We start from the raw sequence: 15,631 nt of genomic DNA on the forward strand, positions 1-15,631 counted from the left end.
AAGAACGCGTTCACTAAATCGTTGGTGAACTCACTTCGAGGATGTAGTGCTTTATCCTAAATGAAAATTACGCCCTTAGTTATGACATAATTTATAATCTATCGTTTCTTTAACAATAAAAAAAGCAGTCTCTACTATTTAGAAACCGCTCTTTCTATATCTTTATCCCGCATTAACAGGCAGTGATTTATCTGTACTGAAAGCGAAGCGTCAGATACAAGACTCTCACCTCAATATTCAACGAAAGCAAAGAAGATAGATCAACTGCCCGTAAAATCCCGATTTGTGAAGACTATTAATCAGTGGAGGATGCAGCCCCCCACTGATTAAAGTTTCATTTTATAAGAAGAACACACATGCAATCCAACCAAATATAATAAGTGGGATGTTAATAAATAAGAACGTTGGCACACACGTATCCCAAATGTGATTATGCTGTCCATCTACATTTAAACCTGCAGTTGGTCCAAGCGTAGAGTCTGAAGCAGGAGAGCCGGCATCGCCTAAAGCACCCGCTGTACCTATTAGACAAATAATCGCTAAAGGACTCAATCCTAATCCTTGTGCAAGGGGTACGAATAAGGTCGCAATAATAGGTACTGTTGCGAACGATGAACCGATCCCCATCGTTACGATTAAACCAATAACCAACATAATGAATACAGCAAGACTCTTATTCCCTTGAAGAACTGCTAATGCGTTAGTAATTAAGCTATCTACTTGACCTGTGGCGTTAATAACAGATGCAAACCCATTTGCAGCGATCATAACAAAACCAATAAAGGCCATCATTTTCATTCCCTCAGAAAGGATCTCATCTGCTTCTTTCCATTTAAGTGCACCTGTAAAATACATAATCATAATCCCTGCAAAAGCACCAACAATCATCGAATCGGTATAAATTTGCGCACATAATGACACTATTAAAGCCGCAGCCGTTGAAAAAATAACATACTTACTAACATTAACATTTAAAGACTCTGTTTCAACATCATTATTTTGATATTGTCGAGGTTTTCGATAAACAAAAAATGCTATACCTAATCCAATTAGCATCCCTAGAACAGGTATAGCCATCGCTACCGGTACATCACGTGAAGATACCTCCATACCAGCTTCAGATACTTGTGTAGAAACGATATCTTGGAAAATAGCTCCGAAGCCAGCTGGGACGAAACTATATGTTCCTATTAAACCAACAGCGATTAATGTTGCAATAATTCGTCGGTCAACCTCTAGTATATTTAAAACCTTTAAGATTGGAGGAATCAGTAATGGAATAAAGGCTATATGAATTGGAATTAAATTTTGTGAGAAAATTGACATCATAAAGATGAGTAAAAAGATTAAGACCTTTACTAAACCTTTTCGATTACTTGAACCGTTTTTATTTAATATCTTTAAAATCCCTGCAATCATTAATTCAGGAATCCCCGTTTTTGAAATGGCAATAGCAAAACCACCAAGCAATCCATAACTTAAAGCAATTGTTGCACCTGCTCCTAATCCCTCTGTAAATGATTGAACAGTTGCTTCTATTCCCATGCCACTCGCTAAGCCTCCTACAAAGGCCCCCAATACAAGAGAAAGAACAACATTGATACGGAGCAAACTTAATATTAACATGACAGCTACTGCCACTATTACTGCGTTCATTTTAACACTCCACTTTCACACACTAGATTACTAACAGATTAAACTTTAATCGTCTACTAATTGAAAGTCAAGATGTTTTTATACCCCTATAATAATTTTCCAAATTTAAACGACGCAAAAAAACAGTATGATCTTAAATAATCATACTGCTTTTAGATTTCTTCCTATTACAATGATTCGCGAATGACTTTTTTATAATAACCAATAGAAAGTACAGCGAAGATAGCATATAACGCTATATAGCAGCCCATAGCAATCCATAATGGGGTTGTTAACTCAGTTCCAAAGAAGAACCATCCCGATTTAACAGCAAAGTAACTATGGAGTAGCCCTATTATTAATGGAACGCCAAAATTAAAGGCTTGTTTCATATAGATTCCTCTCATAATATCTTTTTCTGCAAAACCAATTTTCCTTAGAATTGTGTATGAAGATCGCTCCTCTTCAGCCTCAGACATTTGTTTAAAGTATAAAATACTACCTGTTGTCATTAAAAATGCTAAAGCTAAAAATGCCGTTGTAAAAATTGTTATGCCTAATGTTTCAATATTTTCTTGACGCTCACCTTCATAAGATGTTTGCGTAAATTTCATTGTTCTGCCTTCGCTATCTCTAACAGATATAACACCCGAACCTATTGTTTGTTTATACAATTTCTCAGCTAAGTCTAAATCGCTTTTCGACTTTAACATAATGGTAGTTTGTTTATGCCATTGGAAAAGATCAGATTTTGTAGCAAGCTTTTCAAATACTTCATCTGCTACTACAAAAATAGGTCCTCCTGGCCCACCAGTCACAATTCCACTAATAATACTTTCCTTTTGAATATCTACAACATGGAATGTTTCCTCAAGCTCTCCCGCAGATACTACAATATCACGGTCTTTCTCTAACTTGAACATCGCCTCCATATACCCACCATAGTTTGTTAAGATGGCTTCATTACCAGATACTGATGCCTCAGGAACTCTTTGTTGATAATCAGAAAGTGGAATTGTATAAATAGTCCCTTCCATATTATAAAAAGGATTACCTTCTTGTTGATCTTCTTCTGGTATTAATTGTCCAACTGCCGCTGTTACACCCTGTAATCGGTAGTCTATTTTATTATAAGCAATATTATTTTCCTCTAGCTTTTTTAAAAAATCCTGATCATTATCTTCAAGCAATATATAATCGCCTGGTACTGAACTATGTGCATGTGCTTCTGATGAATAATACGAAATATATGCTAATGTGGCAATCCCTAGTGATACACCCGTTAAAACAGTAATGAGCGTCAATGATTTTGCATTACTTTTCATACGATGCATAATTGGTGTTAATGCGAGTACATCATGTACAGATAAATGCCCATTTTTCTTTAGACGAATTGAATTCATAATAAATGCTACAGAGAAACGGAAAACGAGAAATGTTCCGCCAATGGTAGTTGCTAAAATAATGATCATATTTAAAAATAAATTGCCTGAATTGTCAATATCGAATAACTTTGTTGATGCATAGTAGCCATATACAATTAACACAAGACCTAAAAAACCGATGACCATTTGTAGTGGACTAAATCGTTTTACACGCTCATCGGCTTGCTTTGCAGCACTGAATAACGATAGTAATGATACGCGATAAATCATCCAAGCCATTTGCACAAGTACAATTACTAGTAGAATGGCAAATACTACGATAGACTGCTGTAATGCCTCTGTACTAAATGTCATTGCCACAAATGTCTCTTTTTCAAGTATGCGCAGTAAGATCATTGCAAATAAGCGTGAGCTAAAGAACCCCGCAAGCATACCTAAAACGACCGCGCCTACAAATAACAGGATACTTTCTACCGCCAATAAGCGTACGATAAGCCCCTTTGTCATCCCTATCAGCTGATACAAACCTATTTCCTTACTGCGACGCTTCATAAATAAATGGTTTGCATATAGTACGAAAAACAAAATAATAAAGTACAACATATATGTTGCTGCTTCAAAGCCTGCTGTGGCTGTACCGCTCTGCTGTACAGTAGCTAGCACTTCAGGGTTATTTTGCAATGTCACAAAGGAAAAATATAAAGTAACACTAAAAATAAGTGCGAAGAAATATAAATAATAGTGCTTCATATTTTTCTTCATGCTGCGTAACACGAGTTTACTAAGACTCATAACCGTCACCACCTAGCACACTTTGCGTATGCATGATCTCTTGGAAAAATGCCTGTCTCGTTTTATCCCCTTTATATAGCTCGCTATAAATGAGTCCATCTTTTAAAAACAAAACGCGTGTACAAAAGCTTGCTGCTACCGCATCATGCGTAACCATCATAATCGTTGCTTTTTTTGTCTCATTAATACTTTGTAGATTTTTTAAAAGAGCAGTGGCTGATTTTGAGTCAAGTGCGCCGGTAGGTTCATCGGCAAATACAAGCGATGGATTTGTAATAAGTGCTCGAGCTGCCGATGTACGTTGCTTTTGACCACCTGATATTTCATTCGGGTATTTATTTAATATCTCGGTAATACCTAATAAGTGTGTAAGCTCCTTTAAACGACTCTCCGCAACAGCCTTTGGTAGCTTGCCAATAGCTAATGGTAAAAGAATATTTTCTTTCACTGTCAACGTATCTAATAAATTATAATCTTGGAATATGAACCCTAATTGCTCACGACGGAAATTAGCTAACGCCTTCTCCTTCATACCACGTAGATTTTGACCGTTTATTTCAATAACACCTTCTGTTGCAAAGTCAATCGAACACAAAACGTTTAAAAGTGTTGTTTTTCCTGAGCCTGATGGTCCCATAATGCCGACAAATTCACCTTTATTCACTTCTAAATCAATGCCCTTTAAAACCTCTTGAGCTGTTGATTTTTTTCCATATACTTTTTTTACTTTACGACCAATTAAAACTGCCACTTGTAAACGCCCCTTTCTATAGTTCAAGTGTACCCTGTCTCCTTCGTCAATTCGTGCGTTTTACATGACAATATAAAAAGGTAGGTGACAATTTCGTCATCTACCTGTTAGTTTGACATATTCATTTTGTAACGGAAAACGTAAGGTAAATATTGAGCCTTCATCTACAGTTGATTGTACACTAATACGAACACCTATCTTTTGAGCCACATTATGCGCTAAATACAAACCCATGCCTGTGGACTGTGCAGATTCTCTTCCAGCTGTTCCAGTATACGACTTTTGAAAAATTCGAGGCAAATCCTCCTTACCAATACCAATGCCTGCATCTTTTATATGTAATAAAGTGGCGCCCTTCGGATCTACCTCCGTAAATATTAATACTTCTGAATTTGCAGTACTATATTTAATCGCATTGGATAAAATTTGTCGCACGATAAAAGCTAGCCATTTACCATCCGTCATCACTGTCTCCGTTAACTCATCCACATCAAAACCGATGCCTTTTTCAATACACCATGCTTGCATAGCTCTTATTTCCTTATAGACAACCGTTCTGAGCTCGATCTCTGCCATATAATTATCTTTTTCAATTGAAGAAAAACGTGTTTGATGTAGCTGCTGATCAACCAATAAATGTAGCCTTAACCACTCAGCTTCTAATTTACGACGTAATGTCAAATCTTCAACACGGTCTAACATTAAATTAATCGAAGTTAATGGTGCTTTTACTTCATGAACCCAGGCCAAGAGCTCATCTGTATATTCCTGTAGCTGTACTTTTGCTTGATTTAACTCCGTATCCTTATCGTAAAAGACATCTTCAATCTTTGTAAAATACGCAGCTTGAAAAGGTGATAACGCTAAGTTTCTACTGTGTGCGTCATCAAGATGGCTGTCCACATTTCCCAGGAAATCCTTCAACTGCCCTACTTCAACTACATATCGCCATATAAAAAAAACTATAAAACTAACAAGCAAGCAAACATTCACATACCAAATTGAAACGCCAATTAATCCAGCATCTAAAGTAAATAAAACGTTAAGCATAACAATAATAAATACAAAAAAACCTATCCATGCAAGGCGTTCTTTTAAAAATAAAAGTAGCATTTTCACTCACGTCCCCTGCGTTACTGCCATATAACCCAGCCCCTTTTTTGTTAAAATAACATCCTGTAAACCGATATCCTCAAGCTTTGCACGTAATCTATTTACGTTTACAGATAAGGTATTATCATTAACAAAACGCTCATCGTCCCATAACTTTCTCATTAAATCATCCCTAGAAACAATTTGATCAGACTTCTCCACTAAAATACGTAAAATAAAAAGCTCATTTTTAGTTAAGGAAACAAGCTGTCCTTCATACATAATTTCACTTCGTGCATAGTCAATAACTGTCCCATTAAATCGTGTAACATCCAACGACTCTTCTACATAATCATATGTACGGCGTAAAATGGCCTGTACCTTTGCAAGTAATACATCCATATTGAAGGGTTTCTGTACGAAATCATCAGCGCCCATTTGCATTGCCATCACCATATCCATTGGGTGATCCCGTGACGATAGAAAGAGAATTGGCACCTTTGAGATATGCCGAATTTCGCGACACCAATGAAAGCCATCATAGGCTGGTAACTGAATGTCAATCAATACAAGCTGCGGCTTTTCCTCAATAAAATCATCCATCACTTTTCGGAAATCTTTAGGACCAATAACTTGAAGAGTCCATTGTGCAAAACGCGTCTGAATCATTTCAAAAATTGATGGATCATCTTCGATCAACAATATTTTCATCTCCACTTGCAATTTCTCCTTCCATGAAGTGTTTTTATGTACTAAATATGCTCAGCATCATGACGTGAGGTTGATTTCCGCTCCGGCTGGGCGCTTTTCCTGGGGGCGTCAAATGAGCCCCAAGGAGTCGCCCAGCCTTCACTCCAATCAACCTTATATATGACATACGTTTTTAACAAATAGTTATCCTATCTTTTTGAAGATGAACTATTTAAATGGTTGGTAGAAATTAAAAGGGATGCGATTCTACACTCTACATGCTGCGCTGGTTTAATTTTAATCTCTGGCACTAGCTTTTATCGCTAGCAGTTCGAAAAAAAGATCACTATTTCTGCTTACTTGGTATTTCACCTATTATGTATACATAAAATAATCTAATTCAAATAAGATTATCAAATGTTCTTTACTTATTTTAACACAAAAAACCAATCTGTAAGCGTCCCTACAGATTGGTTTTGAAAATTAGCTTGCGCTAAAATTATTTTTGGATAGAAGCAACTACGCCAGCGCCTACAGTACGGCCACCCTCACGGATAGAGAATTTAGTACCTTCTTCAAGAGCGATTGGAGCGATAAGTTCTACTGTCATTTCGATGTTATCGCCAGGCATTACCATTTCAACGCCTTCTGGTAAGTTACAGATACCTGTTACGTCAGTTGTACGGAAGTAGAACTGAGGACGGTAGTTAGTGAAGAATGGAGTATGACGGCCACCCTCTTCTTTTGATAAAACGTAAACTTCAGCTTTGAAGTTAGTGTGTGGAGTGATTGAGCCTGGTTTAGCTAATACTTGACCACGTTGGATATCTTCACGAGCTACACCACGAAGTAAAGCACCGATGTTGTCACCAGCTTCAGCATAGTCTAATAATTTACGGAACATTTCTACACCAGTTACAGTAGTAGATTTAGCTTCTTCAGCGATACCGATGATTTCAACTACGTCACCAACTTTAACTTGACCACGTTCAACACGGCCAGTTGCAACTGTACCACGACCAGTGATTGAGAATACGTCCTCGATTGGCATCATGAATGGTTTGTCAGTTTGACGTTCTGGAGTTGGGATGTAAGAATCTACAGCGTCCATTAATTCAACGATTTTTTCTTCCCATTCTGCTTCGCCTTCAAGAGCTTTAAGAGCAGAACCTTTGATTACAGGAAGATCGTCACCTGGGAAGTCATATTCAGATAGTAGGTCACGGATTTCCATTTCTACTAATTCTAATAATTCTTCGTCGTCAACCATATCACATTTGTTCATGAATACTACTAAGTATGGAACACCTACTTGACGAGATAAAAGGATGTGTTCACGAGTTTGTGGCATTGGACCATCAGCAGCAGATACTACTAAGATACCGCCGTCCATTTGTGCAGCACCAGTGATCATGTTTTTAACATAGTCAGCGTGTCCTGGGCAGTCAACGTGTGCATAGTGACGAGTAGCTGTTTCGTATTCTACGTGAGAAGTATTGATTGTGATACCACGCTCTTTTTCTTCTGGAGCGTTATCGATGTCAGCGTATGATTTAGCTGTACCACCCATTTTTTTAGAAAGAACTGTAGCGATTGCAGCAGTTAAAGTAGTTTTACCATGGTCAACGTGTCCGATTGTACCAATGTTAGCATGCGTTTTTGAACGGTCAAATTTTTCTTTAGCCATTAGAGATTGCCTCCTCAAAATTATATGTTTATATTTTTTTTGTAATTATAGAATGCTTGCTGATGGTGAACGGGCCCATCCACCATCCCACAATCATAGCTTACAAATTAGTTATACTTTATGCAAGATGAAATTTCAATTATTCACCTTTATTTTTTTTGATGATTTCTGCAGCGATTGATTTTGGTACTTCTTCATAATGATCGAATGTCATTGAGAATACACCACGTCCTTGCGTTGCAGAACGAAGAGTTGTTGCGTAACCAAACATTTCCGATAAAGGAACCATTGAACGAACAACTTGAGAGTTACCGCGAGCATCCATACCCTCAACGCGTCCGCGACGAGAAGTAATGTTACCCATGATATCACCAAGGTATTCTTCTGGGATTACAACTTCAACTTTCATCATTGGTTCTAAAATAACTGCATCACATTGTTTCGCAGCTTCTTTAAGTGCCATAGATGCAGCAATTTTGAACGCCATCTCATTCGAGTCAACGTCATGGTAAGAACCGAATACTAATTTCGCTTTAATGTCGATTAGTGGGTAACCAGCTACTACACCGCGATCAAGAGAGTCACGAAGACCCGCTTCTACTGCAGGAATGTACTCACGAGGTACTACACCACCAACGATAGCGTTTTCGAATTCAAAGCCTTTACCTTCTTCATTTGGAGAGAACTCAATCGTTACGTCACCGTATTGTCCACGACCACCAGATTGGCGAGTGAATTTACCTTGAACTTTTGCAGAGCCACGGAATGTTTCACGGTAAGATACCATTGGAGCACCTACGTTAGCTTCTACTTTGAATTCACGGCGCATACGGTCAACTAAGATATCAAGGTGAAGCTCACCCATACCTGAGATGATTGTTTGACCAGTTTCTGTGTCAGTGTAAGCACGGAAAGTTGGATCCTCTTCTTGAAGTTTTTGTAAAGCTTGACCCATTTTATCTTGGTCAGCTTTTGATTTTGGTTCTACAGAAAGAGAAATTACTGGCTCAGGGAACTCCATTGATTCAAGAATAACTAGGTTTTTCTCGTCACATAGAGTATCACCAGTAGTAGTATCTTTAAGACCTACTGCTGCTGCGATGTCCCCAGCGAATACTTTAGAAATCTCTTCACGAGAGTTAGCGTGCATTTGTAGGATACGACCTACACGCTCACGTTTACCTTTAGAAGAGTTTTGTACGTATGAACCTGAATCTAATGTTCCAGAGTACACACGGAAGAAAGTTAATTTACCTACGAATGGGTCAGTCATAACTTTGAATGCAAGAGCTGAGAATGGCTCTGCATCAGAAGATTTACGTACTAACTCCTCGTCACCATCAACTGAAGTACCTTTGATTGCTGGTACATCAACTGGAGATGGTAAGTAATCGATAACTGCATTTAACATTGGGCGTACGCCTTTATGTTTGAATGCTGTACCACAGATTACTGGGTAGAATTCTACTGCGATCGTAGCACGACGGATAGCCGCTTTAAGTTCAGCAACAGTAATTTCTTCGCCTTCTAAATATTTTTCCATGATTTCTTCATCAACACTTGCAACAGCGTCGATTAATTTTTCACGGTATTCTTCAGCTTGTGCGCGGTATTCTTCAGGAATTTCACCTTCAGTTACTGCTGTACCTTTTTCGTCGCCGTAGAAAGTAGCTTTCATTTCAACTAAGTCGATGATTGCTGAGAACTCATCTTCAGATCCGATAGGTAATTGAACAGGGTGAGCGTTTGCTTGTAAACGATCATGTAGAGTTCCTACAGAATATAAGAAATCTGCCCCTGTTTTATCCATTTTGTTAATGAATACAATACGTGGAACACCGTACGTTGTAGCTTGACGCCATACAGTTTCAGTTTGAGGCTCAACACCAGATTGAGCATCTAGTACAGTTACAGCACCGTCAAGTACGCGTAATGAACGTTCTACTTCTACAGTGAAGTCTACGTGTCCAGGAGTATCGATGATGTTTACACGGTGGCCTGCCCATTGTGCTGTTGTTGCAGCAGAAGTGATTGTAATACCACGTTCTTGCTCTTGCTCCATCCAGTCCATTTGAGAAGCGCCTTCATGAGTTTCACCGATTTTGTGAATCTTACCAGTGTAATAAAGGATACGCTCAGTTGTTGTTGTTTTACCAGCATCAATGTGAGCCATGATCCCAATATTACGAGTATTCTCAAGTGAGAATTCGCGTTTCATAGGAAATTTCTCCTTCCATATTGGGGTAAAGACTGTATAAAAGACCTTGTGTTAGCCAATTAGCTAACACATAGGTTAAATTACCAACGGTAGTGAGCGAATGCTTTGTTCGCTTCTGCCATTTTGTGCATATCTTCACGTTTCTTAACTGATGCACCAGTGTTGTTTGAAGCATCTAGGATTTCGTTAGCTAAACGCTCTTCCATAGTTTTTTCACCACGAAGACGAGAATAGTTAACTAGGTAACGAAGACCTAAAGTTGTACGACGTTCTGGACGTACTTCAACTGGTACTTGGTAGTTAGAACCACCAACACGGCGAGCACGTACTTCAAGAACTGGCATTACGTTGTTTAGAGCAGCTTCGAATACTTCGATTGGATTTTCACCAGAACGTTCTTTAACTAGTTCGAACGCACCGTATAAAATCTTTTGAGAAGTACCTCTTTTACCATCAACCATCATTTTATTGATTAAACGAGTTACTAGTTTTGAATTATAAATTGGATCTGGTAACACGTCACGTTTGGAAACAGGACCTTTACGAGGCATGTGTTTTCCTCCTTTCGAATAGTTATCGATTTATTTTATAAAGTTGCCTTATCGTAGTTGTTATTACATTTCAAATCTGCTAGCAAGATTTGAAATTTGTCACACCTACATGAGACTCTTATTAAGAAACACTATATAGTGTTATATTATTTTTTTTCTTTAGGGCGTTTTGTTCCGTATTTAGAACGTGATTGTAAACGACCGTTTACACCAGCTGTATCAAGAGCTCCACGTACGATATGGTAACGAACACCCGCTAAGTCTTTTACGCGTCCGCCACGGATAAGAACAACACTGTGCTCTTGTAAGTTGTGGCCTTCACCTGGGATATAAGCTGTAACCTCAATTTGGTTAGTTAAACGAACACGAGCGTATTTACGTAACGCTGAGTTTGGTTTACGAGGTGTCATTGTACCTACACGAGTACAAACACCACGTTTTTGTGGAGATTTAACATCAGTTAAAGATTTTTTAAATGAGTTATATCCTTTGTTTAACGCTGGTGATTTTGATTTCGTGCTTTTAGATTGACGAGGCTTACGTACTAATTGGTTAATTGTAGGCATCGGTATTTCCTCCCTTCATTTATTCCTTGTTAATACCACACATCCAGGTGGTTCATTTTTTGGGTAAAAACAAAGTCTTTGTGTTTTATACACAAAAACTACTCTACAGCAATAGCAACAACCGCTGCTCCAACGTGGATTCCACAGGCCTTGCCCAGTTCCCTTTTGGACTCAACAAGAATAACTGGCACACCGATTTCTCTCGCGAAAGTAATGGCCAAATCGGTTACCCAATTGTCTGCATCAAGTGCCACAAAAAGTTCTTTCACTGAACCATCGCGCATTGCTTTTACTGCTTGCTTTGTACCTATGATTGTTCGACTATCCCTTACTCTATCATAAGACATTTTCATATCCTCCAAAGTACAGAACAGTTAACTATCAACCTTCAATATATTATCATTACCAATTTCGACTGTCAACTAATATCTTTAAAAAGCCCGAAGAGATGATGAAAATACACCTCTCCGGTACTTATTTAATGATTATTCAGCAGAAATTAGCTCATCTGTGTCAAGCTCATCTTTTTCGATACGGATTTGACGATAACGTTGCATACCAGTACCTGCAGGAACAAGTTTACCGATAATTACGTTCTCTTTTAATCCCAGAAGCTCATCACGTTTACCTTTAATGGCTGCATCTGTCAACACGCGTGTTGTTTCTTGGAAGGATGCAGCAGATAAGAATGATTCTGTTTCAAGAGAAGCTTTTGTAATACCAAGAATTACAGGGCGACAAGTTGCAGGGTTTTTGCCATTTAACACAGCATCTGCATTTGCTTCTGAGAATTGGTGGATATCTAGTAATGAGCCTGGTAATAATTCTGTATCACCTGCTTCAATTACACGTACTTTACGAAGCATCTGGCGAACCATTACCTCGATATGTTTGTCTCCAATTTCTACCCCTTGCATACGGTATACTTTTTGTACTTCTTTTAGTAAATATACTTGAACTGTTGAAACGTCTTTAACTTTTAACAATTGTTTTGGATCGATAGAACCTTCTGTTAATACTTGACCACGTTCTACAAAGTCGCCTTCTTGTACTTTCAGACGAGCATTGTAAGGTGCTGGGTATTTACGAGTTTCTACGTCACCTTGAACTGTAATTTCTTTTAGACCTTCACGGATTTCAGTGATATCCGAAACAGTACCAGCGATTTCTGAAATAACAGATTGACCTTTTGGATTACGTGCTTCGAAGATCTCTTGGATACGTGGAAGACCTTGTGTAATATCGTCACCGGCAACCCCACCAGTATGGAATGTACGCATTGTTAACTGTGTACCTGGTTCACCGATTGATTGAGCCGCAATAATACCAACTGCTTCCCCAACTTCAACCTTTTCACCTGTTGCCAAGTTCATGCCGTAACATTTTTTACATACACCATGTTTTGTATTACATGTGAATGCTGAACGGATTGTTACTTCCTCGATACCAACCTCGATAATTGTACGTGCGATATCTTGGTCGATTAAACCGTCTCTTTCTAAAATAACTTCACCTGTTTCCGGATGTACGATTGTTTTCTTCGTATGACGACCGATAATACGTTCATCTAACGCTTCAATTAACTCTGTACCTTCCATTAACGCACCAATTGTTAAACCACGGTCAGTTCCACAGTCATCCTCACGAACGATAACATCTTGTGCTACGTCAACAAGACGACGTGTTAAGTAACCTGAATCGGCAGTTTTTAGGGCTGTATCGGCAAGACCTTTACGAGCACCGTGAGTTGAGATGAAGTACTCTAATACCGTTAAACCTTCACGGAATGAAGATTTAATTGGAAGTTCGATGATACGACCAGCCGGGTTGGCCATCAGACCACGCATACCTGCTAACTGTGTAAAGTTAGATGCGTTACCACGGGCACCTGAGTCAGACATCATGAAAATTGGGTTTGTTTTTTCAAGTGACTTCATCAGTTTCGCTTGAATTTCATCTTTTGCAGCACTCCAGCTTGAGATAACACGATCATAACGCTCTTCTTCCGTGATGAAACCACGACGGAATTGCGCTTGAACTTTATCTACTTTTTCTTGAGCTTCTGCTAAAATTTCACCTTTATCTGGTAATACGACGATGTCAGACACACCTACTGTAATACCAGCGCGTGTTGAGTATTTAAATCCTAGGTTTTTCATACGGTCAAGCATTTTAGATGTTTCAGTAATGTGGAAACGTTTAAACACTTCAGCAATGATATTTCCTAAGAATTTCTTACGGAATGGGTTAACAACTGGTACTGATGCAAAGTGTTTGCGTAATACAGCTGTACGTTGAGCATCAACTTTGCCTTTTTCATCAAGTGCATTATAGGCCGCATCTGCTTCAAGTTCTTTTAACGTTTCTTCATCAATTGTTAAATTAACAAAGTATTTGTCTGGTGTTTCTTGCTCTAAGTTGAAATCAGTTGGCTCGTTAATATATGGGAATGATTTCGGCAAGATTTCGTTAAAGATTACTTTACCAACAGTCGTTAATAGGAACATATTATTTTGTTCTTCAGTAAATGTTGGGTTATTTAATGAAGCTGCTTTAATTGCAATACGAGTATGCAAATGAACATGACCTGTATCATATGCAATTAGTACTTCATTTGGTCCATAGAAAATTGTCCCTTCACCACGAGCATCCTCGCGTTCAAGTGTTAAGTAATAGTTACCTAATACCATATCTTGAGATGGTGTTACAACTGGTTTACCATCTTTCGGGTTCAGGATATTTTGTGCAGCAAGCATTAGAAGACGGGCTTCAGCTTGTGCTTCTGCTGATAATGGTACGTGAACCGCCATTTGGTCACCATCGAAGTCAGCGTTATAAGCTGTACATACTAACGGGTGAAGACGAATAGCACGACCTTCAACTAATGTTGGTTCAAAGGCCTGAATACCAAGACGGTGAAGCGTTGGTGCACGGTTAAGTAATACCGGATGCTCACGAATTACATCTTCTAAAACGTCCCATACGTCGTTGTTTAAACGCTCGATTTTACGTTTAGCAGATTTAATATTATGCGCAAGACCACGTTCTACTAACTCTTTCATCACGAAAGGCTTGAACAGCTCAATTGCCATTTCTTTCGGCAGACCACATTGGTACATTTTTAAGTTTGGACCTACTACGATAACCGAACGACCAGAGTAGTCAACACGTTTACCTAGTAAGTTTTGACGGAAACGACCTTGTTTACCTTTCAGCATATGTGAAAGTGATTTTAATGGACGGTTACCTGGACCTGTTACTGGACGACCACGACGACCGTTATCAATTAATGCATCAACAGCTTCTTGTAACATACGTTTTTCGTTTTGAACGATGATACTTGGAGCACCAAGGTCTAGTAAACGTTTTAAACGGTTATTACGGTTGATTACACGACGATATAAATCGTTTAAGTCAGAAGTTGCGAAACGGCCACCATCTAATTGCACCATCGGACGAAGCTCTGGTGGAATAACTGGTAGTACATCTAAAATCATCCATTCAGGAGAGTTACCTGAGTTACGGAATGATTCAACAACTTCAAGACGTTTAATTGCACGTGTACGACGTTGACCTTGTGCTGTTTTTAACTCTTCTTTTAAAGATTGAGTTTCATCTTCAAGATCAATTTTGCCTAATAATTTTTTAATTGCTTCAGCACCCATAGATGCTTCGAATGTGTTGCCGAATTTTTCGCGATATGCACGGTACTCTTTTTCAGAAAGTAGTTGTTTACTTTCTAAGTTTGTAGCACCTGGCTCGATTACAACGTAAGAAGCAAAGTAAATTACTTCTTCTAGTGCACGTGGGGACATATCTAAAATAAGACCCATACGGCTAGGAATACCTTTGAAATACCAGATATGAGATACTGGTGCTGCTAATTCGATGTGGCCCATACGTTCACGACGAACTTTAGCGCGTGTTACTTCCACTCCACAACGATCACAAACTACGCCTTTATAACGTACACGTTTGTATTTACCACAATGACACTCCCAGTCCTTAGTTGGACCGAAAATACGCTCACAGAATAAACCATCTTTTTCTGGTTTTAAAGTACGGTAGTTGATTGTTTCAGGTTTTTTAACTTCACCGTATGACCAAGAACGGATCTTGTCAGGAGAAGCTAAACCAATTTTCATATATTCAAATTCATTAACGTCTATCAAGGAGCCTACCTCCCTCTAGTATAGGTCTTTATAAAGACTCTTTTACGCAGCTCGATAATCGTTTGCAAAGAAATGCCTCTTAACAAAGGATT

11 protein-coding genes are annotated in these 15,631 nt (G+C 38.6%); all 11 read right to left on the bottom strand.

Features of this window, described 5'->3' with window-relative positions; genetic code table 11:
* Positions 1–339 precede the first annotated feature (339 nt).
* Positions 340–1,656, bottom strand: a complete 1,317-nt coding sequence (locus tag ACVWXS_RS10580) for a Na+/H+ antiporter family protein (protein WP_456958166.1) — start codon at positions 1,654–1,656, stop codon at positions 340–342.
* Between the two features lie 167 nt (positions 1,657–1,823).
* The gene (locus ACVWXS_RS10585) at positions 1,824–3,812 is read right to left on the bottom strand and encodes an FtsX-like permease family protein (protein WP_456958168.1); all 1,989 of its coding nucleotides are present in this window, start codon (positions 3,810–3,812) and stop codon (positions 1,824–1,826) included.
* Positions 3,802–4,563, bottom strand: a complete 762-nt coding sequence (locus tag ACVWXS_RS10590; protein ID WP_368637312.1) for an ABC transporter ATP-binding protein — start codon at positions 4,561–4,563, stop codon at positions 3,802–3,804. The genes ACVWXS_RS10585 and ACVWXS_RS10590 overlap by 11 nt, the downstream gene beginning before the upstream one ends.
* Positions 4,564–4,659: 96 nt before the next feature.
* Complete coding sequence (locus tag ACVWXS_RS10595; protein WP_456958238.1) at positions 4,660–5,676, bottom strand: sensor histidine kinase; 1,017 nt, start codon at positions 5,674–5,676, stop codon at positions 4,660–4,662.
* 6 nt (positions 5,677–5,682) lie between these two features.
* Positions 5,683–6,366 carry a response regulator gene (locus tag ACVWXS_RS10600; protein WP_456958239.1) on the bottom strand — a complete coding sequence of 228 codons (684 nt, stop codon included), beginning with the start codon at positions 6,364–6,366 and terminating at the stop codon, positions 5,683–5,685.
* 478 nt (positions 6,367–6,844) lie between these two features.
* Positions 6,845–8,032: an elongation factor Tu gene (gene tuf, locus ACVWXS_RS10605; protein WP_427420666.1), complete on the bottom strand. Its 1,188-nt coding sequence runs from the start codon at positions 8,030–8,032 to the stop codon at positions 6,845–6,847.
* A gap of 139 nt (positions 8,033–8,171) precedes the next feature.
* A complete protein-coding gene (gene fusA, locus ACVWXS_RS10610) occupies positions 8,172–10,250 on the bottom strand; it encodes an elongation factor G (RefSeq protein WP_427520306.1) in 2,079 nt (692 codons plus the stop codon).
* Positions 10,251–10,330: 80 nt separating this feature from the next.
* Positions 10,331–10,801, bottom strand: a complete 471-nt coding sequence (gene rpsG, locus ACVWXS_RS10615; RefSeq protein WP_024364378.1) for a 30S ribosomal protein S7 — start codon at positions 10,799–10,801, stop codon at positions 10,331–10,333.
* A 146-nt stretch (positions 10,802–10,947) separates the two neighbouring features.
* The gene (rpsL, locus tag ACVWXS_RS10620) at positions 10,948–11,367 is read right to left on the bottom strand and encodes a 30S ribosomal protein S12 (RefSeq protein WP_008181595.1); all 420 of its coding nucleotides are present in this window, start codon (positions 11,365–11,367) and stop codon (positions 10,948–10,950) included.
* Positions 11,368–11,465: 98 nt separating this feature from the next.
* A complete protein-coding gene (locus tag ACVWXS_RS10625) occupies positions 11,466–11,714 on the bottom strand; it encodes a ribosomal L7Ae/L30e/S12e/Gadd45 family protein (protein WP_374964536.1) in 249 nt (82 codons plus the stop codon).
* A 138-nt stretch (positions 11,715–11,852) separates the two neighbouring features.
* The gene (gene rpoC / locus ACVWXS_RS10630; protein ID WP_456958172.1) at positions 11,853–15,539 is read right to left on the bottom strand and encodes a DNA-directed RNA polymerase subunit beta'; all 3,687 of its coding nucleotides are present in this window, start codon (positions 15,537–15,539) and stop codon (positions 11,853–11,855) included.
* Positions 15,540–15,631 lie beyond the last annotated feature (92 nt).

It is taken from the genome of Lysinibacillus sp. TE18511 (assembly GCF_054062295.1).